The 22,088-nt window shown below is 59.2% G+C and carries 20 protein-coding genes; 9 read left to right on the forward strand and 11 right to left on the reverse strand.

From position 1 onward, the window contains the following. Positions 1-30 precede the first annotated feature (30 nt). The 4 genes from mutM to radC form a co-directional block, all read right to left on the reverse strand. Entirely contained in the window at positions 31-846 is an 816-nt protein-coding gene (gene mutM, locus M0G74_RS11740; RefSeq protein ID WP_248217189.1) for a bifunctional DNA-formamidopyrimidine glycosylase/DNA-(apurinic or apyrimidinic site) lyase, read from the reverse strand. Positions 847-1,080: 234 nt separating this feature from the next. Next, entirely contained in the window at positions 1,081-1,236 is a 156-nt protein-coding gene (rpmG, locus tag M0G74_RS11745; protein WP_043319942.1) for a 50S ribosomal protein L33, read from the reverse strand. A gap of 33 nt (positions 1,237-1,269) precedes the next feature. Further along, entirely contained in the window at positions 1,270-1,506 is a 237-nt protein-coding gene (rpmB, locus tag M0G74_RS11750; RefSeq protein ID WP_160151975.1) for a 50S ribosomal protein L28, read from the reverse strand. Between the two features lie 456 nt (positions 1,507-1,962). Beyond that, entirely contained in the window at positions 1,963-2,637 is a 675-nt protein-coding gene (gene radC / locus M0G74_RS11755; RefSeq protein ID WP_248217191.1) for a DNA repair protein RadC, read from the reverse strand. Between the two features lie 138 nt (positions 2,638-2,775). Between radC and coaBC the strand changes: the two genes are divergently transcribed. The 4 genes from coaBC to slmA all read left to right on the forward strand — a co-directional run bounded on the left by coaBC (position 2,776) and on the right by slmA (position 8,259). Beyond that, positions 2,776-3,984, forward strand: a complete 1,209-nt coding sequence (gene coaBC / locus M0G74_RS11760; protein WP_248217193.1) for a bifunctional phosphopantothenoylcysteine decarboxylase/phosphopantothenate--cysteine ligase CoaBC — start codon at positions 2,776-2,778, stop codon at positions 3,982-3,984. A gap of 122 nt (positions 3,985-4,106) precedes the next feature. After that, positions 4,107-6,443: a phosphomannomutase/phosphoglucomutase gene (locus tag M0G74_RS11765; protein WP_248217194.1), complete on the forward strand. Its 2,337-nt coding sequence runs from the start codon at positions 4,107-4,109 to the stop codon at positions 6,441-6,443. 43 nt (positions 6,444-6,486) lie between these two features. Then, complete coding sequence (gene argB / locus M0G74_RS11770) at positions 6,487-7,410, forward strand: acetylglutamate kinase (RefSeq protein ID WP_248217196.1); 924 nt, start codon at positions 6,487-6,489, stop codon at positions 7,408-7,410. Positions 7,411-7,647: 237 nt separating this feature from the next. Continuing rightward, positions 7,648-8,259: a nucleoid occlusion factor SlmA gene (gene slmA, locus M0G74_RS11775; RefSeq protein WP_160151970.1), complete on the forward strand. Its 612-nt coding sequence runs from the start codon at positions 7,648-7,650 to the stop codon at positions 8,257-8,259. A 64-nt stretch (positions 8,260-8,323) separates the two neighbouring features. Here the strand turns inward: slmA and M0G74_RS11780 are convergent, their stop codons facing one another. Together M0G74_RS11780 and pyrE are read right to left on the reverse strand one after the other, a co-directional pair. Further along, the gene (locus M0G74_RS11780) at positions 8,324-8,920 is read right to left on the reverse strand and encodes a hypothetical protein (protein WP_248217198.1); all 597 of its coding nucleotides are present in this window, start codon (positions 8,918-8,920) and stop codon (positions 8,324-8,326) included. A 143-nt stretch (positions 8,921-9,063) separates the two neighbouring features. Further along, positions 9,064-9,720, reverse strand: coding sequence for an orotate phosphoribosyltransferase (gene pyrE / locus M0G74_RS11785; RefSeq protein ID WP_248217200.1), 657 nt, complete (start codon positions 9,718-9,720; stop codon positions 9,064-9,066). Positions 9,721-9,843: 123 nt separating this feature from the next. Between pyrE and M0G74_RS11790 the strand changes: the two genes are divergently transcribed. Beyond that, positions 9,844-10,611 carry an exodeoxyribonuclease III gene (locus M0G74_RS11790; RefSeq protein ID WP_160151967.1) on the forward strand — a complete coding sequence of 256 codons (768 nt, stop codon included), beginning with the start codon at positions 9,844-9,846 and terminating at the stop codon, positions 10,609-10,611. Positions 10,612-10,695: 84 nt separating this feature from the next. On the opposite strand, the gene M0G74_RS11795 is transcribed toward M0G74_RS11790, so the two are convergent. Together M0G74_RS11795 and rph are read right to left on the reverse strand one after the other, a co-directional pair. Further along, positions 10,696-12,402: a hypothetical protein gene (locus M0G74_RS11795; protein ID WP_248217201.1), complete on the reverse strand. Its 1,707-nt coding sequence runs from the start codon at positions 12,400-12,402 to the stop codon at positions 10,696-10,698. A 172-nt stretch (positions 12,403-12,574) separates the two neighbouring features. Next, positions 12,575-13,294 carry a ribonuclease PH gene (gene rph, locus M0G74_RS11800; RefSeq protein WP_248217204.1) on the reverse strand — a complete coding sequence of 240 codons (720 nt, stop codon included), beginning with the start codon at positions 13,292-13,294 and terminating at the stop codon, positions 12,575-12,577. Between the two features lie 138 nt (positions 13,295-13,432). On the opposite strand from rph, the gene M0G74_RS11805 reads away from it, so the two are divergent. Together M0G74_RS11805 and M0G74_RS11810 are read left to right on the forward strand one after the other, a co-directional pair. After that, complete coding sequence (locus M0G74_RS11805) at positions 13,433-14,308, forward strand: YicC/YloC family endoribonuclease (RefSeq protein ID WP_248217205.1); 876 nt, start codon at positions 13,433-13,435, stop codon at positions 14,306-14,308. 48 nt (positions 14,309-14,356) lie between these two features. Continuing rightward, positions 14,357-15,595, forward strand: a complete 1,239-nt coding sequence (locus M0G74_RS11810; protein ID WP_248217208.1) for a glycosyltransferase family 4 protein — start codon at positions 14,357-14,359, stop codon at positions 15,593-15,595. On the opposite strand, the gene M0G74_RS11815 is transcribed toward M0G74_RS11810, so the two are convergent. Further along, positions 15,592-16,764, reverse strand: coding sequence for a M56 family metallopeptidase (locus M0G74_RS11815; protein ID WP_248217210.1), 1,173 nt, complete (start codon positions 16,762-16,764; stop codon positions 15,592-15,594). The two genes, M0G74_RS11810 and M0G74_RS11815, sit on opposite strands and share 4 nt — an antisense overlap. Then, positions 16,757-17,131 carry a BlaI/MecI/CopY family transcriptional regulator gene (locus M0G74_RS11820; protein WP_248217218.1) on the reverse strand — a complete coding sequence of 125 codons (375 nt, stop codon included), beginning with the start codon at positions 17,129-17,131 and terminating at the stop codon, positions 16,757-16,759. The genes M0G74_RS11815 and M0G74_RS11820 overlap by 8 nt, the downstream gene beginning before the upstream one ends. A 177-nt stretch (positions 17,132-17,308) precedes the next feature. On the opposite strand from M0G74_RS11820, the gene M0G74_RS11825 reads away from it, so the two are divergent. After that, on the forward strand, positions 17,309-18,538 hold the full coding sequence (locus tag M0G74_RS11825) for an MFS transporter (RefSeq protein ID WP_248217220.1): 1,230 nt from the start codon (positions 17,309-17,311) through the stop codon (positions 18,536-18,538). A gap of 296 nt (positions 18,539-18,834) precedes the next feature. Beyond that, complete coding sequence (locus M0G74_RS11830) at positions 18,835-20,940, forward strand: S8 family peptidase (protein WP_248217222.1); 2,106 nt, start codon at positions 18,835-18,837, stop codon at positions 20,938-20,940. Positions 20,941-21,028: 88 nt separating this feature from the next. Here the strand turns inward: M0G74_RS11830 and M0G74_RS11835 are convergent, their stop codons facing one another. After that, positions 21,029-22,036, reverse strand: coding sequence for an NAD(P)-dependent alcohol dehydrogenase (locus tag M0G74_RS11835; RefSeq protein WP_248217223.1), 1,008 nt, complete (start codon positions 22,034-22,036; stop codon positions 21,029-21,031). Positions 22,037-22,088: the final 52 nt, after the last annotated feature.

Genomic DNA, 22,088 nt, shown 5'->3' on the forward strand with positions numbered 1-22,088 from the left:
TTTTTTATTGGTGTTTTTATTCGCGCTGCTTCAGCGCTGGCAGCGCGGGCAGAAGAAGGTATTGCGCTGGCCGATGATCTGCTCGCGGATGGTTCCCGGGCAGCGGGGGCAGGGCTGACCCGCTCGGCCGTAGGCGTTTAGCTGTTGGGCGAAGTAACCGGGTTTGCCGTCGCCGCCGACGAAGTCCTTTAAGGTAGTGCCGCCCTGTTCGATAGCGGCGGCGAGTACGGTTTTGATGGCCTCGACCAGTCGCTCGTAGCGCGGTCGGGAGATTTTGCCGGCGGGCGTTTGCGGGCGAATGCCGGCCATAAACAGGGCTTCGCTGGCATAGATGTTGCCAACACCGACGACGATACGGCCGTCCATGATGAAGGCTTTTACCGGGGCTTTGCGGCCGCGGGATTTACCAAACAGCAGGTCAGCATGAAAATCGTCACTGAGAGGCTCCGGGCCCAGGTGGGCGATGAGTTCGTGGCTTGCCGGGTCTTCGATGGTCCACAGCAGGGCGCCAAAGCGCCGGGGATCGTGGAAGCGCAGACGCTGACCGCTGTCGAGCAGCCAGTCGATGTGGTCGTGTTTTTCCGGCGGCAGCGTGCCGTCGACAATACGCAGGCTGCCGGACATCCCCAGGTGCCAGATGGCCATGCCCTTGTCGGTTTCCACCAGCAGGTATTTGGCGCGGCGGTCCAGACGCTGGATCCGGGCACCCCGGATCTTCTCGGCAAAGTCCGCATCCACTGGCCAGCGCAGGCTGTACTGGCGGATCTCGCACAGTTTTACCTGCCGGCCCTCCAAATGCGGGGCCAGTCCGCGTTTTGTGGTTTCTACTTCTGGTAGTTCAGGCATCGATCTGGGTTCCGGGTAGCCACTAGCGGGTTAAGTGGCGACTCCGCTAGGGACGGCCCTTTGCCAGACACGCCGTGAACCCATCCATGGGGGCTCGGCTGCGGCCGTCCTGGCCGCAGACGGTCTGGCAAAGGGCCGTCCCTAGCGAAGCCTTCGCATCTTGCTACTTAGTTTTTCTCAGGCACAAAAAAGCCCGGAAAACCGGGCTTTTTCGCGAACTAGCAAGGCAATCAATTACTTGATTTTGCCTTCCTTGTACATAACGTGCTTGCGAGCAACGGGATCGTATTTTTTGATCTCCATTTTCTCAGGCATGTTGCGCTTGTTCTTGTCAGTGGTGTAGAAGTGGCCGGTGCCGGCGCTGGAATTCAGGCGAATCTTGTCACGCATTGTTCTATCTCCGATCTGCTCTTACAGCAGTAATTAAACTTTCTCGCCGCGCTTGCGCAGCTCTGCCAGTACGGTATCGATACCTTTCTTATCGATAATACGCATACCTTTAGTAGAAATGCGCAGCTTCACGAAGCGCTTCTCTGCTTCCACCCAGAAACGGTGTGACTGCAGGTTCGGCACGAAGCGACGCTTGGTGCGGTTTTTGGCGTGAGAAACGTTGTTTCCGGTTACCGGGCGCTTACCGGTTACCTGACATACCTTAGACATCTGATTGGCCTCTTAAAAACTCTCGTGCCCTCAGCTCATAGGCGGGGCTAGGGAACAAATTCGGTATCCAGCGCGACCGCGGGATCTGTATAGAATCTGGCCCGGCCGCAAAGAGCGGCGTTTTATACCAGAACACCTATGGTGGGGCAAGTTTTGATCAATCTTTTTGCTGTCTGGCCAGACACTTTAAGTCGGCAAACTAACAGCGGGGCCCGCTGTTCCAGGGTGCGCGATGGGAAATGAAGGCCGGGGACTATATGGACTGGAGTTTAAAACATCAATATTGCCGCGAAGGTGTCGATACCGGGTCAAGCCTCGTGAGACCGTCTGCGGCCAGGACGGCCGCAGCCGAGCCCCCATGGATGGGTTCACGGCGTGTCTCACGAGGCTTGGCCCGGTAGCGGCGCCGCTACACAGCACTTTCAGAGCACCGGATCAGGCCGCCAGCGAGCTCAGCTACAAAAGCCCCCGCTCAGCAAAAGAACATCCACCCCCTTCGCCAACAATCAGATGATCCAGCACCCGGATATCCACCAACGCCAGGGCGTCCTTCAGCCGCCCGGTGATATGAATATCTGCCTGACTCGGCTCGCTGACACCCGAAGGGTGGTTATGGGCCAGGATGACCGCGGCGGCACCCTTGGCGAGGGCGGCCTGGACGACTTCGCGGGGATAGACACTGGCCGCGTTCAAGGTACCCTCAAACAGCTCTTGGTAGGCAATCACCCGGTGCTGGCTGTCCAGAAACAGGCAGCAGAACACCTCCCTGGTGCGGTGACGCAGCTGAGCGGACAGATAGTCACGCACCGCCTGGGGACTGGTCAGCGCATCAGTGCGCTTCAGATCTTCCGCCAGATGACGCCGGCCCATCTCCAGAACCGCCTGCAACTGCACGAACTTTGCGTCCCCCAACCCCTTGGCGGCACAAAATGACTTGCGATCCGCCTCCAGCAGCGGTCGCAGACCGCCGAAATCTACCAACAACTGGCGCGCCAGATCCACTGCCGACACCCCCGGCAGCCCCGTGCGCAGGAAAATCGCCAGCAGTTCAGCATCCGACAAAGCCTCGGCACCCTTCGCCAGCAACTTTTCCCGCGGCCGCTCCTCGGCCGGCCAATCCGTAATCGCCATACTCCCTCCCTGGATAAGTAATTACTCGCTTGCCACAGGCCCCGGCAAATCCCTTGCCGGCGAACCCCGACGGGTCATATTGCCCGCGGCGCTAAAATGGTAATCTTACCCGCTCTCAGAGAACCGGAACCACAGAATATGTCCTCCCTGGCCGACAAACGGATATTGCTGGGCGTTACCGGCGGTATCGCCGCCTATAAAAGCGCCGACCTGGTACGCAGGCTTCAGGATTGCGGCGCCACTGTGCGCGTCGTTATGACCGCCGGTGCCCAGGAATTCGTGCGTCCGCTCACCTTTCAGGCCCTGTCCGGCAACCCGGTACACACCGATCTGCTGGACCCCGCCGCCGAAGCCGCCATGGGACATATTGAGCTGGCCAAATGGGCCGATGTCATCCTCATCGCCCCGGCAAGTGCCAGCTGCATGGCGCGGCTCGCGGCGGGCATGGCCGACGACCTGCTCACCACCCTGTGCCTGGCCTCAGAAGCCCCGCTGGTACTGGCGCCCGCCATGAACCAGGCCATGTGGCGCCACCCCGCCACCCAGGCCAATGCGCAGACCCTCGTATCCCGCGGTGTCGCCCTGCTCGGCCCCGGTGCCGGCAGCCAGGCCTGCGGTGACGTGGGCCCCGGGCGGATGCTGGAACCACTGGAGATTGTCGATCAACTCTCCAGTCGAATTGCTCCACCCCAAGTAATGCGCGGTAAAAAAGTTACCATCACCGCCGGCCCCACCCGGGAGGCCCTGGATCCGGTGCGCTACCTGAGCAATCACAGCTCCGGCAAAATGGGTTTTGCCATCGCCGCCGCCGCCGCCCGCGCCGGTGCCGAGGTAACCCTGATTGCCGGGCCGGTGCGCCTCGACACCCCCGCCGGAGTAAAGCGCGTGGATGTGGTCAGCACCGAGGATATGCACCAGGCAGCGGAACAGGCGGCCGATGACTGCGACCTGTTTATTGCCTCGGCCGCTGTAGTGGACTTCCGCCCCGCGGTCATCGCGGCACAGAAAATAAAGAAAGAAGACGGCAACGACAGCGATGTACTGCAGCTGGTGAAAAACCCGGATATCGTCGCCGCCATCGCCGGGCGCAGTGAACGGCGCCCCTTCGTGGTGGGGTTTGCCGCGGAAACAGAAAAGGTGGTCGAGCACGCCCAGGGCAAACTGGCGCGCAAAAATCTCGACATGATCATCGCCAATGACGTCAGTGACCCGGCGGGAGGCTTCAACAGTGACCGCAACCAGGTCACGGTAATTGATAAAGCGGGGCAGCACACCCTGCCCGCGGCCCTCAAAACCGAGCTGGCCAATGAATTGATTGCACTGATTGCCGCGAAAGCGTTTTCGTAGAACGCGTGCGGCAACAAGCTCGAAAAATAACGACAAATAACAACACAAGATTCAGAAAACACTGAACCGGTCCGGGGGCTGGTCTGGGAAGACTGGGAGACTGAAAAGTCGTGGCTTCAAACATGCGAACTGAAAAAAAACCGCTGTGGCACAGCGGTTTAACCTTGCCGGCGTTACTGGCTGCTGCCGTTTGGCTGGGAGGCGGGCACCTGCTCAAGGCCAATGTGATCGACGGCCACAATGCACAGAGTGTACGCCAGGCCTCACAGCAGATTGCCGATAATTACGCACAGCAATTGCAGCAGTTTTTCAGCCAGCGCCAGCAGCAGCTCCGCGGTCTGAAGCCATTGCACACGTCCAGCACCAGCAGCGGCACCAGCGCGCTGCCCGATGCCAGCCTGCAGTTTTTCACCCCCGAGCAACTACATGTCGGCGCGGGCCAGCCACCACTGAATTTCGCCCTGGTCGACCTGTTGAAACGCAGCCGCGAAGAGCAACAGCCAAAGCCGGAATTCCTGCGCAACCAGGAAAACCAGTGGCAGCTCTACAGCGCCTCTGCAGAAGCCAATGGCGCGCTGCTGATCAGCCAGCCGTTCCGCGTATTCGAGCAGACCCTGAATCGCCTGGACCAGAACCCTGGCACCATTCAACTGAACCAGCAATTTCCCGACGGCCCGGCCCGCGGCCTCTGGAGCTCGCCTGCCGTTGCCAGTGGTGGTGAAGCGGCCAGCGCCGCGGTTAGCGGCTCTTACCTGAATGTATCGTTTATCCCCTCGCCGGCGTTTGCCCGCAGCCACAGCATCCCCGCCAGTTGGGTGTATGGTGCGGCACTGCTGGGCCTGCTGGGGACACTGCTGGCACTGTGGATATTACTGCCCGCTGACGGTGCCGCCGCGCCCTGGGAAAAATCCGCACGCAGCGGCCGGACAGCGGCAAAGAGAAGCCTGAGCAAGGAAGACCTGGCAAAACCGCCAGCGGCAACCAACCAGAGTACGGCGGTAGCCGAGGCGCCGGCCCCTGCTGCACCGGCGGCGCCGGCGGTGGAAGAAACCTCCCGCAGCGATCTGATGCGCACGCCCAGTACCGAGATCCCGGCACATGTATTCCGCGCCTACGATATTCGCGGCATCGCCGGCGAAGAAATCAACGAGCCTTTCGCCTACCAGCTGGGCCGCGCCCTTGGCAGCATTGCCCTGCAATCAGGCCAGGAACTACTGCTGGTGGGGCGCGACGGCCGCAACAGCAGCGAGCTGCTGCGGGACTGCCTGATCGAGGGCATCCTGGAAAGCGGCTGCAACGCGGTGGATCTCGGCCTGGTGCCCTCGCCACTGCTGTACTTTGCCTGCGCCAAGGGCAAGAACACCAGCAGCGGCGTGATGGTGACCGCCAGCCACAATCCGGCGGAATACAACGGCTTCAAAATCGTGATGAACGGCCGCCCGCTGGCAGACGACAAACTCCAGGATCTGCGCACGCTCATGCAGTCAGGCCAGTTCGCCAGCGGCAAGGGCAGCCACAACTTCCAGGACATCAATAGCCTGTATATCGATGAGATATTCAATGACGTCGCCCTGGCCGGCCAGCCGCGCATTGTGATCGACGCCGGCAACGGCGCCACTTCGGAACTGGCGCCGGAGCTGTTCGAGCAACTGGGTTGCGCAGTGGAAACCCTCTACTGCGAGGTGGACGGCAACTTCCCCAACCATGCACCGGATCCGTCGCGCCCGGAAAACCTGCAGGACCTGATTACGGCGGTAAAAGGCGAGGGCGCCGACCTGGGTATTGCCCTGGATGGCGACGGCGATCGCGTAACACTGATTACCCCCAGCGGCCGCATCGTCTGGGCCGACCAGCTGGTGATGCTGCTGGCGCGGGATATTCTCGCGCGCAATCCGGGCTCCGACATCGTATTCGACGTGAAGAGCTCCCGTGCACTGGCTGACCTGGTCACCCAGTACGGTGGCCGCCCGGTGATGTGGAAAACCGGCCACGCGCCCATGAAGACCAAAATGCTGGAAACCGGCGCTTTACTCGGCGGCGAGTTGTCGGGGCACATCTTTATCAAAGATCGCTGGTATGGCTTCGACGACGGCATCTACGCCGCGGCACGGGTGCTGGAAATCATGGCGCTGCGCGAACAGTCCCTCGACGAACTGCTCGACTCCCTGCCGCAGATGGTCAACACCCCGGAGATATTGCTGCCAGTACCCGAGCAGAGAAAATTTGGCCTCATCGACAAGCTGCGCAAACAAGGGCACTTTGGCGATGCCGACCTCAACACTATCGACGGCCTGCGCATCGAGTTCGCCGACGGCTGGGGCCTGGTGCGCGCATCCAACACAAGCGCTGCACTGACCCTGCGCTTTGAAGCCGACGATGAACAAGCGCTGGAACGTATCCGCAAGATTGTGGCAATCCAGCTCCAATCCATCGATCCCGCCCTGAAGATACCGGGCTGATCAACCGATCCCAGCAGTAACCCAAAGCGGTAAGGAAAACGCTATGTCCCTGGACCAGAAATCCGCCCTGCGCGTCGCACAGGTACTCAACGAAGCACTGCCCTATATCCAGCGCTTTATCGGCAAGACCGTGGTGGTCAAATTCGGCGGCAACGCCATGGTCGACGAAGAGCTGCAGAACAGCTTCGCGCGCGATGTGATCCTGATGAAGCTGGTGGGCATGAACCCGGTGGTGGTACACGGCGGCGGCCCGCAGATCGGCGACCTGCTGAACAAGCTCAGCATTGAATCCCGCTTTGTGGACGGCATGCGCGTTACCGACAGCGAAACCATGGATGTGGTGGAGATGGTTCTGGGCGGTACCGTCAATAAGCAGATCGTCAACCTGATCAACAAAAACGGCGGCCGCGCGGTAGGCGTTACCGGCAAAGACGGCCTGTTGATCCGCGCGCGCAAACTGCGCCGCAATGACCAGCAAGAAGAAAGCGCCGGCCTGCACGCTTCCGAGATCATCGACATCGGCCATGTAGGCGAAGTGGAAAGCGTCGACACCGGCGTGATCGACATGCTGATCAATAGCGACTTTATCCCGGTGATCGCCCCCATCGGCGTGGGCAAAAATGGCGAGTCCTACAACATCAACGCCGACCTGGTGGCCGGCAAAATTGCTGAGTACCTGAAAGCGGAAAAGCTGATGCTGCTCACCAATGTCGCCGGACTACAGGACAAAAACGGCGAGGTGCTTACCGGCCTCTCCACCCTGGAAGTGGACGGCCTGATTGCCGACGGCACCATCTACGGCGGCATGTTGCCCAAAATTGCCTGTGCCCTGGATGCGGTCAAGGCCGGCGTTACCTCCGCCCACATCATCGACGGCCGTGTTCCCCACGCCGTACTGCTGGAAATCTTTACCGATACCGGTGTCGGCACCCTGATCACAAACAGCAATCTGCAAGAAGATGCGTGATTTTGGTCACATTAACGATGTTAACGGCCACTAACAATTGATGCCGTGGCGCCGAATCGTTAGGATTCTGGCGCCGACCAACGGACTTTCCGCGATTTACAAAGGGCTTCTGACACCCGGCTTCCGGTGGCAACACCGAAGCAACACCATACAACGCTGAAAGACCGGCCAAAGAGAACAACATCGGCACAACAACAAAATCAGTTCCCGGCTGAATATTCCGGGTAAAGGCAGTCAATGAGCAGCGAAAAAATCAATCGGCGCCAGCAAATCCTGCAGGCCCTGGCCCATATGCTGGAGGCCAGTCCCGGCGCCCGCATCACCACCGCGGCACTGGCCAAAGAGGTGGGCTTTTCCGAAGCGGCGCTCTACCGTCACTTCCCTAGCAAATCCAAGATGTTTGAAGGTCTGATCGAGTTTATCGAAGAGACCATTTTCAGCCGCATCAAACTGATTCTCGACGACGAGCCCTCGGCGCTGAACCGCTGCCAAAAGATACTGCACCTGCTACTGGCCTTCTGCGAGCGCAACCCGGGCATCACCCGTCTCCTCACCGGTGACGCCCTGACCGGTGAAACCGAGCGCCTGCACGGCCGTATCCTGCAACTGTTCGACCGCCTGGAAACCCAGCTCAAGCAGATACTGCGGGAAGCGGAATTGCGCGAGCAATTGCGTCCGGCCATCCCACTGACCGCGGCAGCCAACCTGCTGCTGGCCAGTGCCGAAGGCCGTATCGTGCAGTATGTGCGCAGTGGTTTTAAACGCCGCCCCACCGAGTACTGGGCAGAGCAGTGGCCGGTGTTGGTGGCAGGATTCTTTCGGGAGAGTGCGCTGAGCGCGCACAACTGAGAGTAAAACCGGAAAACAGTGGCCGGGCAGTAACGTGCCGGCTTTCAGACTTTGGAATGCCGGCTTACTTGCCGGCGATTTCCTGATAACGGCTGGAGGCTTGATCAAACTCGCTGTTGATCGCCAGGGCTTCCTTCTCACGCAGTGACAGGCGCTCACTGACCACACCCACTTCCGTGCGCAGGTTTTCAATCCGCTCCAGCAGTTCGGGGGATACCGTGCCGCCATTGCGCTGGGTGCGCGCAGCGGCAGATTCTTCGCTTTCGATCTGGCGGTTGAGGCTGGTGATATTGGAGCTCAGGATGGCGATATCCTGCTGCACAATGGCAAGCTTGCGCTTGCGCGCCGATTCGATGTCCGCAAGGCTGTTATAGCGTTTCAACAATTGCAGGTCGGCCGCCATACGGGCTTCGCGACGCTGTTTTTCCGCCAGTTGCTTACCTGTCAGCTCCGGTTCCACCACCTGTAAAAGTCGGCCGGTGGGCGTAATCACTTCATAGCCCTTGGCCACAAAGCGAGGCGGCACCTGATCATCCAGCACCTGTACGCCGTGTTCGTCGGTGTAGCGGTACAACACCTTGCCGTCCCACCCCTGGGTTGCAGCTCCGACATCCAGTGTCAGAAGGGCGCCGGCCAGTGCCAGCGCATATGCAGTTTTCACGCTATCTCTTCTTCACGCTTATAGTTGTTCAAATTTCGACCAGAACCGAGATTCCTTTTGCGCTCCGGTAGATATTTGACGAGTCAGCAGGCGTATCCCTCAGGCTCCATCTGCAAAACTCGGGTGCAAAACTCGGGCCCGGATCAATCGCCGGAACTCACACCATAGCGCTCGCGGTAGTCGATGATTCGCTGCAGTAACTCATCACTGGCAGCTTCCGACTTAAGATAGGTAATAATATCGTCCAGTTCCACAATACCGATCACAGGAATGCGGTAATCTCGCTCAACTTGCTGAATTGCAGAGAGATCTGTGTCATCCCCGGCCTTTTCCTGCCGGTTGAGCCCGATCACCACTCCCGCCGGCTCTGCACCCTGGGCATGGATGATCTGCATGACTTCACGCACCGCGGTGCCGGCCGTAATCACATCATCGATGATCAAAACCTTGCCTTTAAGCGGCGCACCCACTAAGGTTCCGCCCTCGCCGTGGTCCTTGGCCTCTTTTCGGTTGTAACAGAAGGGTTTATCGACCCCTTTCTGTGCCAGCGCCACTGCGGTCACCGCACCCAGCGGGATGCCTTTATAGGCCGGCCCGAATATGACATCAAACTCCACGCCAGAGGCAATGATCGCTTCCGCATAGGCATTGCCCAGAGCGGCCAGCGCTGCACCGCTGTGGAAACGGCCGGCATTGAAGAAATAGGGGCTCTGGCGCCCGGATTTCAAAGTAAAATCCCCGAAACAGAGCACATCGTGCTCCAGGGCCAGTTGTATAAAGTCGCGCTGGTACTGCTGCATGGCAATTTGATAACTATTGGCTAAGGTGAAGGAAGGTCCCCAAGGAATGGGGAGCGGCAATCGAAAAATGTTCAGACGAATAACGACTGCAATTTTACACAGTCCGCTGGTAAGGGGCTAATAATGCGAATAGTGAGTTTGTCCGTTGATGGTGTGCACCAGGCTGCACAGCGCGGGCTCTACGATTGGCTGTCAGATCAGGACGCAGACATCATCTGTTTGCAGGATCTGCGCTCACTGGAACCGGAGCTGGATCACCCCATCTTCCATCCGGACGGTTACTACAGCTATTTCTTCGATTCTGGCACTCCCCACGAAAACGGCGTCGCCATCTATACCCGTGCCCAGCCGAAAGCGCTGATCTACGGCATGGGCTTTGCCAATGGCGTCGACATGTACGGCCGTTATCTGCAGGCGGACTTCGAGCGCTTAAGTGTCGGCTCCCTGCTGGCGCCGGTGGCTACCGACGAGGCCTCGCTGGAAACCAAGGTACAGTTCTTCGACGATATGCAGGCGCACCTGGCCAAGATCAGCCGCAAGCGCCGCGATTTCATTTTCTGTGGCAACTGGGGCATGGCCCACCGCCGCGCGGATGTGGAGAACTGGCAAGATCACCAGGATACCCCTGGGTTTATGCGCCACGAGCAGCGTTGGCTGGATCAGCTGTTCAACGAAATCGGCTATGTCGACGCCTTCCGTCGCATCGTAAAAGACGCCGATGAATTCACCTGGTGGCCCAGCGGCGAGCCGGGCAAGGGCGATGGCTGGCGTACCGATATGCAGATCGTGTCGCAGACCCTGAAAAACAAGATCGAGTACGGTGCCATCAACAAGAACGTCGCCTTCTCCAGCCACCTGCCGGTGATCATGGATTACGATCTGGAAGTCTGATGGCAGACTCGCCCCAAGCTAACCCCAGCAAAAAAGGCGCACCCAGGTGCGCCTTTTTTGTATCTGCAGTGTTGTTAACAACCGTCAGCGGATGCGCGAGGCCTTCAGTTTCACATCCGCATCCCGCCACGCCTTGCTGAAGCGGTCCTCGATCAGTTCGGCCTCATCCACCTTGTGCTGTTTGCGCAGTGCCTCCGCCAGCCCGAACAACGCCCAACCATTGTCCGGGCGCCGCTTCAGGTCCTCCCAGTAAACAGTCTCCGCCTCCGCGGGGCGTTCAGCCTCCAGCAGCACCGCACCGAGCGCCAGCCGCGGTGGGTAGTGCCACTCTGCCGGCTCGGTATACACCAGGCCGTCTTCCAATCTTACCGCGCGGCTCAGATGATTCACGGCGCTGTCGTAGTCCTTGCGCGCCGCGGCCAGCTCTCCGGCGAGCACTTCCGGCGCAATCGCCATGATCTGTTTTGCGCTGTTCGGTGAGAACATCGAGTAATCGAGCGACGGGCTGCTGCTCAGCTTCTGTACCACCTCCAGCTCTTGCTGTGCCTCGTCCAGCTGACCCTTGCCGATAAAGGCAAGCCCGCGCACATAGTGCCAGGCGACCTTCAGGTAAGGGTCCTTGGCGGGCTCCGGCAATGCCAGCACCTGATCCCACTTGCCAAATCGCGCCAGCGACCAGTAGGGAAGAACCCGGAAGCCAGCCAACAACGGCATGGCTTCCAGGGTGTCATCGGAGATCTTGGATGCAGTTTTGTTGGCCGCGTCTATGGCCTTGGCACTGTTCCCCATGGCGGTATTCGCAAACCACAAAAAGTGAATATTGTGCGGATAGTAGGCCATCGGGTAGAGCCCCTGGGCGCGGCACTGGGTGATGTAATCTTCATCCGCGAGGATCGCGCGCTCATTGGCTTTTACCGAATCGGCATAGCGACCCACCCGCTGATAAATATGGGTCGGCATATGCACGATGTGCCCGGCACCCGGCATCAGGTTTTGCAGGGTATCCGCCGCCTTTTCCGCCCGCTGCGGGTTGTTGGTGGGTTCGATCAAATGGATATACAGGTGTAGCGCGCCCGGATGTTGCGGGTTTTTCGCCATCACCCCCTCGAGCAGTGCGACGATATCTTCGGTACCCGCATAAGGCGTACCGTCGCGCATCCAGTAATTCCAGGGCCGCAGGTCCATCATCGACTCGGCATATAAGGTCGCGATATCCAGGTCGTCCGGGTACTCCGCCGCCACCTTGGCCATGGCGGCCGCGTATTTCTCGTCGGCCTCGCGGCGATTCGTCGGATCGCCGGTGTAGCGGTTTGTCAGCGCCTCGATCAATGCCCGTTCCCGCTTGTTCACGCTAGTGGCCAACGACTGCGCCTTGAGCACCAGCTCCCGCGCCTTCGGCTCGGCCTCCTGGTCCATGGGGGCATTGATGTTGGGCCCCAGCACCAACGCCTGGCCCCAGTAAGCCATGGCACAGTCCGGATCCAGTCTCGCTACCTCGCGGAAGGAACGACCGGCTTCCGCGTGATTGAACGCATACGTCAGATTGATCGCCTGATCGATGTATTTCTGCCCCTGCTCGGAGGCGCAGGAGACCGGGAAGGTGTGTTTGCCGAGGTTTTGCAGGCGGGGGGCTATGTTGCCAGCGGGGGAGGGTTTATCGCCCCCCGGGGGCTCTTCGTAGTGTTTGTGTTGGGTTTTTGCTGGGGCTTCTTGAACGGAATCCTGTGCAAATACGTGTGCCGAACTGGTCAGCAGCACTGCAAGGATGGAAGCCAGGTAACGGTTGTTCATCGGCTCTCTCACTATCCTTGTTATCAAACCTAGAGAGAAGCCTATGACAAAACCGGCCACACCCTGCCACTAGCGGTGGCAATAGCTGCCGGTTTTTCAGAAGGGATGGTTGCAGAGCAAGACCGCAGGACTAGTGTTGCAGGACTAGCGTTGCAGGAAGCGGGCGCGGGAATTATTCCGCCAGCGCCTTTTTCTGCAACTCGATCAGCTCCCTGATCCCGGCCTTGCCCAGGGCCAGCATTTCCGCAAACTGCTGTTCGGTAAACGGAGCACCTTCCGCGGTGCCCTGCACCTCGATCATGCCGCCATCCTCGGCCATCACCAGGTTCATATCGGTATCGGCATTGCTGTCTTCCGGGTAATCCAGGTCCAGCACCGCCTCTCCCTCATAAATACCCACGGAAATCGCCGCCACCATATTTTTCAGTGGATCGGTGGCGATCATTTTCTCGCGCTGCAAATAACGAATGGCGTCTACCAATGCCACACAGGCGCCGGTGATCGAGGCGGTACGGGTACCGCCGTCGGCCTGGATAACATCGCAATCGAGGGTGATCTGGTGCTCGCCGAGGAGTTTGAGGTCCACCGCCGCACGCAGGGAACGGCCGATCAGGCGCTGGATTTCCACAGTGCGGCCACCCTGTTTGCCGCGGGCCGCTTCACGCCCCATACGCGAGCCGGTGGAGCGGGGTAGCATGCCGTACTCGGCGGTGATCCAGCCACTGCCCTGGCCGCGCAGAAAGCGCGGCACTTCCGCCGCAACCGACGCATTGCAGAGCACTTTTGTATCGCCAAATTCCACCAGCACCGATCCCTCGGCGTGGCGGGTGTAGTGGCGGGTGATGCGCACGTCGCGCAGTTGCTCTGGTTTGCGGCCGCTTGGTCGCTGCATATTGCACCTCAATAGTTGATTCGCTGAGTGATTCACAAGATTCAAGGCCCGGCATTATAGCCATCTAAGACCACAATCACCCTGTGCTATGCTTTGCCGCTCTTTTTCTAGCAAGCAGCCTTTCTGGAGCACGGCAGTATGGCCAACAACAAAGTGCGCAGCATGACCGCCTTCGGACGCGCAGAAGTCAATTACTCCACCGGCACTGCCATCTGGGAGATGCGCTCGGTCAACCACCGCTACCTCGAACCCCACTTCCGCCTGCCGGAAGCCGCCCGCGCGCAGGAGCCCAAGCTGCGCGAACAACTGCGCCAGACCCTGAACCGCGGCAAACTGGAAATGACCCTCACCCTGAAGCCGGTGAGCGGCCAAACCGCCGCCATCGAAGTCAATCAGGCCCTCGCCGAACAGCTGGTCAAGGCTGCCAGCCTGGTGGCACCCGCCAGTGACAGTCTGGCGTTGAATCCGCTGGAGATTTTGAAGTGGCCGGGCGTCATCGCCGAGCCGGAAACCGACGCCGATGAGCAGGCCAGCGCCATCCTCGATGGTTTCAAGCAGGCACTGCAGCAGGTAGTGGATAACCGCGAGCGCGAAGGCGCCGAGCTCGCCGGCTTTATCGAGGCCCGCATCAAAGGCATCAGCGAACAGGTCGGCCAGGTGCGCGCGCTATTGCCGCAGATACTGGAAAACCAGCGTGAAAAACTACGCACACGACTGGCCGAATTACTTGAGGAAGTCGACAAGGATCGCATCGAACAGGAAATTGCGGTGCTGGCCCAGAAGGCCGACGTCGACGAAGAGCTCGACCGCCTCGACGCGCACGTCAACGAAGCACGCCGCGTACTAAAAAATGGCGGCGCCATCGGCCGCCGACTGGATTTCCTGATGCAGGAATTCAATCGCGAGGCGAATACCCTGTCTTCAAAATCGGTAGTGACCGATACCACCCAGGCGGCAGTGGAATTGAAAGTACTGATCGAGCAGATGCGCGAGCAGGTGCAAAACATCGAGTAACCAAGTTCAAGTATCTCGCCCTTTTGCGGCAGCCAGATGTACCAAGTCATGCCTGAAAAAAAAGCGCTACTTATCGCCAAGCAGTGGCCGGAACCCACCTCGACTGCTGCTGGCCGCCGCACCCTCGATCTCCTCGACCTGCTTGCGGAAGCAGGCTATAAGGTTGAAATCGGTTGCCCGGCACAGCCAACCCCCTTTCAGGCCAAGACCGGTTACGCTGAGCACCAGATTGAAGTCAATGCATCCAGTTTCGACGACTGGGTGCGCGCACTGAACCCCAGCCTGGTGATCTACGATCGCTTTATGATGGAAGAGCAGTTTGGTTGGCGGGTGCGTGAGCAGTGTCCCGCAGCAGTGACGGTGCTCGACACCAGTGATTTCCACAGCCTGCGCGAGGCACGCCACCAGGCATTGAAAAGTGGCCAACCGCTAAACCTGTTCCACCCGGTCGCCGAGCGCGAGATTGCCGCTATCGCTCGCTGCGATCTCACCATCATGATTTCCCAGGTTGAAGTGGACCTGCTGAAACGACATTTCTGTTTGCCGGACTGGCAGCTGCACTATCTGCCATTTCTGGTGCGGGAAATTCCAAATGCCGAAGCACTGCCCGGTTTCGCAGAGCGACAACATCTGGTGATGATCGGCGGCTTCAAGCACGCGCCTAACCGCGATGCCACTATCTGGTTCGCCCAGCAAGTATGGCCGCATTTGCATTCAATGCTGCCCGGGGTGGAGTGCCATATTTATGGTGCCTACTCCGATCACGCCATGCATCGCCTCAGCGACCCGGTAACCGGGCTACGGGTGCACGGCCGTACCGAAGATGCGCTGGCAACGCTGGCGCGCTATCGAGTGAACCTGGCGCCGCTGCGCTTCGGTGCCGGGCAGAAGGGCAAGATTCTGGAAGGCTGGCTCAGTGGTACGCCCACAGTAACCACCCCCGTTGGTGCCGAATCCATGGCTCCCACCGATACTTGGGGTTATCCGCTGAGTGATGATCCCATTCGGTTTGCACAGACAGTGGCGCAGCTATATCAACACAAGTCCGATTGGAGCGCAGTGCGCGATGCGGGCATTCGCGCACTCGAAAACGGATTTTTATACCGGGCATACGCCGGCGCATTTATTCAGCGGCTGGAAGAGATCGCCGCGAACCTGGAGGCACATCGAAACCGCAATATCTGGGGACGCATTCTCCGGCGCAGCGAGCACCGCGCCGAGGAATTTATGAGCCGCTGGATCGAGGAAAAAAACAAGCGCGCGGACGACTCGATTCAAGGCAGTTAATTTTCTTGCTCACCGGATTCGCGTGCCAGCTTAAAGGTGATTTTGGAGCGCACATTATGCGCTACCTTTCCAGTGGGATCGTATCGCCACTGCTTAACCGAGTTGATCGCGGCATTGTCAAAGTCAATCCGGTAATCCTCTTTCGCCGTGTTCTCGACCACCCGGATATCGAAGGGACGACCATCGATCCCGTCAACGCTGTACTCCACCAAAACTACCGCTTCTTCCTTTGCATCATAGGCGGATTTCGGATACTTCGGAGGTACTACCGTTTTACGCAGGGTTTCTCCGTTATCCGCAGGCGTGTCTGTCGCTGCGATGGCAGCAAGTGAGCCGCTCACCGCAAGAATCACGCAAAATACTAACCATTGCGCACCTTTCGATACAGCGACTGCAGACTGAATACAACTCATCCTTTTAAGCATCATTTTCTTATCTCCATAGTGTGTACATAGCGGTTGTTTTGAAAGGGGCGCGACCGATGCGGCCAACAGGGCTTTGGCGTAGACCAGCGGAACGTTTTGCTGACGGCCATCGAGCACAGTCTCGTCACAAGAAAGCTCCTGCAGCAGACGAAAGCGATGATGAGCTAGCCAAAAAAGCGGGTTGAACCAGAATACTGCGCGCAACCCAAGGGCAACGAGATTCCAGAGATTGTCCATACGCTGTGCGTGTACTCGCTCATGCGCGACGATCAGCTCAAGCTCGCCTGCGGAAAATTTGGTTTGGTAGTCGGGAGGAAGAAGAATGACCGGCCGAAAGATGCCTTTTAGGCAGGGGCTATGGATAGCCTCCGCCACCTGCGCCGTCATCGAGCTGATTTTAATTTCTTTAGCGGGCAAGCGCTGCAACCGAACCCAATCCCTGAATAGAACCAACAATAAAATGCCGGACCCCATCGCCCATACCCAGTGAAAAACATTCATATGGCTGGCGACTACTGCGGGTACCGCGTTTGTCACCGATAAAGAAGCCAGGATTTCCGGAGCGTAAAGCCAGGCGTCATTTTTCTGGACAATGAAAGTGATGCACACCAGCAGGGGAAGCCCCACATACATTCGGTAAATAAATCGATATCCCGTCCACCGGTGCCCGCATTTCTCGACGATCCACATGAGAAGCAGAAAACCAACCATTACCCAATGCGCGAGCATGAGATCTTCAGTCATTTTCCTTTTCCCACTTATCGATGAATGCCTTGAGCTCTTCAATATCGCTGGGCTTTAATTTCTTGCTTGAAGCAAAACCGGCAACAAAGTCTCCAATTTTTCCGTCAAACATCCGCTCCACTAGGCCGGCACTCTGCTTTTGCACATACTCCTGCCGGGCAAGACAGGGGGAGTAGAGGTAACTGCGACCTTCGCGCTCAAACGTGATCGCCCCTTTTTTCACCATACGACCGAGCAGTGTTTTTACGGTTTTATCATGCCATTCGTTTTTTTTGTTCAGGCGGCCGACCACCTCATTGGCGGAGACGGGCGCACCCTGCCAAATGGCTTCCAGCACCTCAAACTCCTTGTCGCTTACTTCAATCATCAATCATCACCAGTAACTGATTACAAATGTAATTTTAATTAGATTACACCTGTAATCCAAAAAGTCAAATGGCTTCTTTGCGATTGCACCGGCGAGCCACGCACCACTTTGCTGAGGTTTTGCGATCCACAAAATGGGAGAATGCTGGCAAACAGAATTCCTCCGCCGCGTCTGCCCATGAAATACTTCAGCCCCGCCACCATCATCGCCACCGCACAGCTACTGGGCACCTCACTTTGGTTCAGCGCCAACAGTGCGGCAGATGATCTCGCAAGGAACTGGCAGCTGATGGCGACCGATATCGGCTGGCTGACCAATGCCGTACAGGGCGGTTTTATTCTTGGCACTCTGGTGCTTGCGCTCGGGGGTATCGCCGATCGCTATCGTGCAAGTCGTATTTTTGCGGTCAGCGCCCTTGCGGGAGCGCTATTCAACGGTTGTTTTGCCTGGCTGTCAGAGGGGCTGAGCAGCGCACTGCTTTTCCGCTTTCTTGTCGGCATTTGCCTCGCCGGCATTTATCCCATGGGTATGAAACTGATTGTGAGCTGGGCACCGGAGCGGGCCGGTGCCGCGCTGTCACAACTGGTGGCAATGCTCACGCTGGGTACGGCGTTGCCGCACGGATTGCGGGAAGCCGGTGCGGGACTACCGTGGCAGCTGATAATCAGCGCCTCCTCTCTGCTTGCTGTAATTGCGGCCGTGTTGATATACCGCCTTGGCGATGGCCCACACCTACCCGCGCCCGCTGCAAAAAAATCCGCAACGCCCAATCCCAGGCGTTTTACCCAACCCGCTGTGCTGCAGGCATTTCGAATTCCGCAATTTCGCGCAGCGGCCTGGGGTTACTTTGGACATATGTGGGAGCTGTATGCCTTCTGGGCAATGGTGCCTCTTCTGGTTTCAGGCACCGCGCTATTTGCGCGGTTTCCGGCGCTTGGCGTATCCGGCCTGTCGTTTGCGATTATCGCCGTTGGCGCCATTGGCTGCCTGCTGGGTGGCCTTCTGTCGCGCCGGGTCGGCAGTGGCCCGGTCGCTCTGGGCGCGCTTGCCGCATCCGGTAGCTGCGCGCTGATTTTTGTTTTGTCCTGGAATGATTTACCGGCAATCGGGCTCGCCATTTTGTTGCTGGTCTGGGGCGCGACCGTAATTGCGGATTCGCCGCAGTTTTCTGCGCTTTCTGCCTCTGCCTGTCCGCGAGAACTGGTGGGCGCGGCCCTCGCCATTCAGAACTCCGCAGGCTTCGCGATTACCGTGGTTTCAATTGCGGGCATCAGCGCTCTGTTCGAACGGGCCGGTCCCGATGCTGTCTGGTTGCTGCTGCCCGGCCCGATACTCGGGTTGTTGGGTTTTGTACTGACGATGCGTCGCGCACACCTGGCTTCGGATAACTCGGTGCCCCCTGCGTGATAGCGCGCGATCGAACAGTGAATTTAATGCCAGCCATGGAGACCTGCATCACAGTTAAGCCCAAATGGGTTACGATCGTACCAATTACCGCCTAATTTTGGCGCGAAATCCAAAGAGTTGTCCTTCATTTTCATTGTGGGCGCAATCCCTCTCCTCGTTAAACCATGACCCCCGGAAAGAAATCCGCAACACAACTGCGGGCAGTTCCGGAGGGGCCGCTCAGGAGTTCCGCGGTGTTTTAACGGCAGCTCTACCCAGAGCCGCCGATAAAAATAATTAAGGAGAAATTCGCAACAATGAAATTATCAGCGTTATTGAAACTTGGCTCTGGACTGAAGCAGCGCCCTGGCACCGCTCTCGGTGCGGCAACCCTGCTGATCAGCGCCACTTTTGGCGCCAGCTTTTCTGCTCAGGCGGTTGAGCCGGAGCTGTCGGCCATGGCCGTGGCGGCGGATGAAGTGGTTACCGACCGCGTTATCGTCAAATACAAAAATACCATGGCAGGCGCCAATGCCATGGCCATGTCGCAGACCGCCATCGACCGGGTAGCACAGACCTCCGGTCATCGCTTCAAGCATATGCGTCGCCTCGCTACCGGGGCGCAGTTGATGAAGCTGGAAAAGCGCGCAAGCAAATCGGAACTGGATGCCATCATCGCGCGCCTGCAACAGGACCCGCAGGTGGAATACGCGGAACCCGATCGTCTGATGCAGCCCATGGCAGTACCTAACGACGCCAACTACAACCAGCAGTGGCACTATTTTGAAGCCACCGGTGGTCTGAACCTGCCGGCAGCCTGGGATGTGACGCAGGGGGAAGGTGTTGTGGTCGGTGTAATCGACACCGGCTATCGCCCGCACGCCGATCTGAATGCCAACATCCTGCCCGGTTACGACATGATCTCGGACACCACCGTGGCCCAGGACGGCAACGGTCGCGACAGTGATGCCAGCGACCCCGGTGACTGGTCTCCCGCGGGTGCCTGTGGTTCCGGGCAACCGGCACGCAGCAGTAGCTGGCACGGCACCCACGTGGCCGGTACCATCGCGGCGGTTACCAACAATGGTACCGGTGTTGCCGGTGTCGCCTATAAAGCGAAAGTGGTTCCCATCCGGGTACTCGGACGCTGTGGTGGTTACACCTCAGATATCGCTGACGGCATCATTTGGGGCGCGGGCGGCAATGTCAGCGGCGTGCCGGCCAACGCCAACCCGGCGCAGGTGCTCAACCTGAGCCTCGGCGGCGGCGGCAGCTGTGATACCACCACCCAGAACGCCATCAATACGGCTCGCAGCCTCGGCACCACCGTGGTGGTTGCAGCGGGCAACTCCAACGCCAACGCGGGCAATTACAGCCCGGCCAGTTGCGCCGGCGTCATCTCGGTGGCCTCCACCAACCGCGCCGGTAGCCGCGCCTACTACTCCAACTACGGCAGTGTGGTGGATGTGGCAGCGCCCGGAGGTGAAACGTCCACCAACAGCAATGGCGTTCTCTCCACGCTCAACAGCGGCAGCCAGGGCCCCGGCAGCGACAACTACGCCTTCTACCAGGGCACCAGCATGGCAGCGCCGCATGTGGCCGGTGCTGCGGCACTGCTCTACGCGGTCGATGGCAACATCACGCCGGATCAGGTGGAATCCACACTGAAAAATACCGCGCGCAGCTTCCCCGGATCCTGCAGCCAGTGCGGTAGCGGTATCGTGGATACCTCGGCAGCGGTGAATGCGGTCAATGGCGGTGGCAACCCGGACCCAGACCCGGAGCCCGGCAACGGCGAGCTGAGCAATGGTGTGGCGGTAACCGGACTCTCGGCTAGTACCGGTGGCGAATTGCAGTACACCCTGCAGGTTCCCGCAGGCGCTTCCAACCTGAGCTTCCAGATTGCCGGCGGTAGCGGCGACGCAGACCTCTATGTCCGCTACGGTTCCGCGGCAACCACCAGCGCCTACGACTGCCGCCCCTACCTGAACGGCAATAGCGAAACCTGCAACATCTCGAATGTTCAGGCGGGAACCTATTACGTGATGGTGCGCGCGTACAGCAGTTTCTCTGGCGTGAGCCTGACCGGCAGCTTCGATGAAGGCGGCAGCGGTGGCGGTGCCACCGGCTGGACCGAGAGCAACCTGTCGGGCGCCTCCGGCAGCTGGCAGCATTTCACCCTGAATGTGAATTCCGGCATGTCTGCACTGGAAGTGCTGATGAGCGGTGGCAGCGGTGATGGTGACCTCTATGTGCGCTACGGCTCACAGCCCACCACCAGCAGCTACAACTGCCGGCCCTACCGCTACGGCAACAGCGAGAGCTGCAGCTTCAGCAATCCACAGGCGGGCACCTGGTATATCAGCATCCGCGGCTATACCAGTTATTCCGGAGTGACCCTGCAGGCCGAAGCGGCACCTTAAGCGCTTCAGCTCTCACGTCACGCTTCGCTTTACCCCACCTTGTTTGGCCGGCAATCGCCGGCCTTTTTTATTGGGGTTTCAGTCACGGCTATTCGCCGGCCGTCAGTACGATTCGATACCGCGCCTCACCACTTTCCAGACGCTTGAACGCCTCGTTCACCTTGCTCATCGGAAACTGCTCCACTTTCGGGGCAATCTTGTGCCGCGCGGCAAACTCGAGCATATCGGCGATGGTGGCCGGGCTGCCAACGGGGGAGCCGGAAACCTGGCGCTGGGCCATCAGCAGGTTAAACACGTTGAGGTCCAGCGGCTCGGTGGTGGCGCCGACGAAGTGCAGGCGGCCGCGGGGCTTGAGGGTGGCGAGGTAGGTGTTCCAGTCCAGCTTTACATTCACCGTGGAGATAATCAGGTCGAACTGGCCGGCGGCGGCTTTCAAGGCCTCGGGGTCGCGGCTGTTGAGGGTGTGGTGGGCACCCAGCTCCAGAGCCTCCAGGCGCTTGCTGTCGCTGGAAGTAAAGGCGGTGACATCACAACCCCAGGCGTTCAGAAACTGCAGTGCCAGATGGCCGAGACCGCCGATACCGATTACCGCGGCGCGGCTGTTGGGTTTGATGTCGAACTGCACCAGCGGGTTGTACACGGTAATGCCGGCGCAAAAGAGCGGACCGACAACCTTGGGGTCCAGTCCATCGGGAATCGGCACCACGCTATCGGCACTGGCGCGCACCTTGTCGGCAAAGCCGCCGTGATGACCGATGATGGTAGGCTGGGCACTGGCGCAGAGGTTCTGGTGGCCGTTGTCGCACTCGCCGCAGTGACCGCAGTAGCCGGAGTGCCACCCCAGTCCGACGCGCTGCCCCGCCTGCAGGTGCGTGACACCGGCACCGAGCGCCTCGATCCGGCCAACCACCTCATGGCCCGGCACCACCGGGTAGGCACTCATGCCCCATTCGTTGTTCACCACGCTCAGGTCGCTGTGGCAGAGGCCGCAGTATTCCACCAGGATTTCCACCTGCCTGGGCTTCAGGCTGCCGGGATCGTAACTGAAAGGCGTGAGTTCGGCGCCGGCGGATTCGGCGGCATAGGCGTTGATCATGGTCGCTCCTGGCGGTTTTAGCTGGCATCAAGGGACAAACACACACGGATTT

The sequence above is a fragment of the Microbulbifer sp. CAU 1566 genome, from assembly GCF_023156515.1.
Lineage (GTDB): Bacteria > Pseudomonadota > Gammaproteobacteria > Pseudomonadales > Cellvibrionaceae > Microbulbifer.

Bases quoted from the DNA above. Each gene is read 5' to 3' on its own strand.
- M0G74_RS11830 (WP_248217222.1), top strand. From the start codon at position 18,835: ATGAAATTATCAGCGTTATTGAAACTTGGCTCTGGACTGAAGCAGCGC.
- M0G74_RS11765 (WP_248217194.1), top strand. From the start codon at position 4,107: ATGCGAACTGAAAAAAAACCGCTGTGGCACAGCGGTTTAACCTTGCCG.
- M0G74_RS11795 (WP_248217201.1), bottom strand. From the start codon at position 12,402: ATGAACAACCGTTACCTGGCTTCCATCCTTGCAGTGCTGCTGACCAGT.
- M0G74_RS11810 (WP_248217208.1), top strand. From the start codon at position 14,357: ATGCCTGAAAAAAAAGCGCTACTTATCGCCAAGCAGTGGCCGGAACCC.
- M0G74_RS11790 (WP_160151967.1), top strand. From the start codon at position 9,844: ATGCGAATAGTGAGTTTGTCCGTTGATGGTGTGCACCAGGCTGCACAG.
- M0G74_RS11805 (WP_248217205.1), top strand. From the start codon at position 13,433: ATGGCCAACAACAAAGTGCGCAGCATGACCGCCTTCGGACGCGCAGAA.
- M0G74_RS11820 (WP_248217218.1), bottom strand. From the start codon at position 17,131: ATGATTGAAGTAAGCGACAAGGAGTTTGAGGTGCTGGAAGCCATTTGG.
- coaBC (WP_248217193.1), top strand. From the start codon at position 2,776: ATGTCCTCCCTGGCCGACAAACGGATATTGCTGGGCGTTACCGGCGGT.
- radC (WP_248217191.1), bottom strand. From the start codon at position 2,637: ATGGCGATTACGGATTGGCCGGCCGAGGAGCGGCCGCGGGAAAAGTTG.
- mutM (WP_248217189.1), bottom strand. From the start codon at position 846: ATGCCTGAACTACCAGAAGTAGAAACCACAAAACGCGGACTGGCCCCG.
- rpmG (WP_043319942.1), bottom strand. From the start codon at position 1,236: ATGCGTGACAAGATTCGCCTGAATTCCAGCGCCGGCACCGGCCACTTC.
- rpmB (WP_160151975.1), bottom strand. From the start codon at position 1,506: ATGTCTAAGGTATGTCAGGTAACCGGTAAGCGCCCGGTAACCGGAAAC.
- M0G74_RS11815 (WP_248217210.1), bottom strand. From the start codon at position 16,764: ATGACTGAAGATCTCATGCTCGCGCATTGGGTAATGGTTGGTTTTCTG.
- rph (WP_248217204.1), bottom strand. From the start codon at position 13,294: ATGCAGCGACCAAGCGGCCGCAAACCAGAGCAACTGCGCGACGTGCGC.
- slmA (WP_160151970.1), top strand. From the start codon at position 7,648: ATGAGCAGCGAAAAAATCAATCGGCGCCAGCAAATCCTGCAGGCCCTG.
- argB (WP_248217196.1), top strand. From the start codon at position 6,487: ATGTCCCTGGACCAGAAATCCGCCCTGCGCGTCGCACAGGTACTCAAC.
- M0G74_RS11835 (WP_248217223.1), bottom strand. From the start codon at position 22,036: ATGATCAACGCCTATGCCGCCGAATCCGCCGGCGCCGAACTCACGCCT.
- M0G74_RS11825 (WP_248217220.1), top strand. From the start codon at position 17,309: ATGAAATACTTCAGCCCCGCCACCATCATCGCCACCGCACAGCTACTG.
- pyrE (WP_248217200.1), bottom strand. From the start codon at position 9,720: ATGCAGCAGTACCAGCGCGACTTTATACAACTGGCCCTGGAGCACGAT.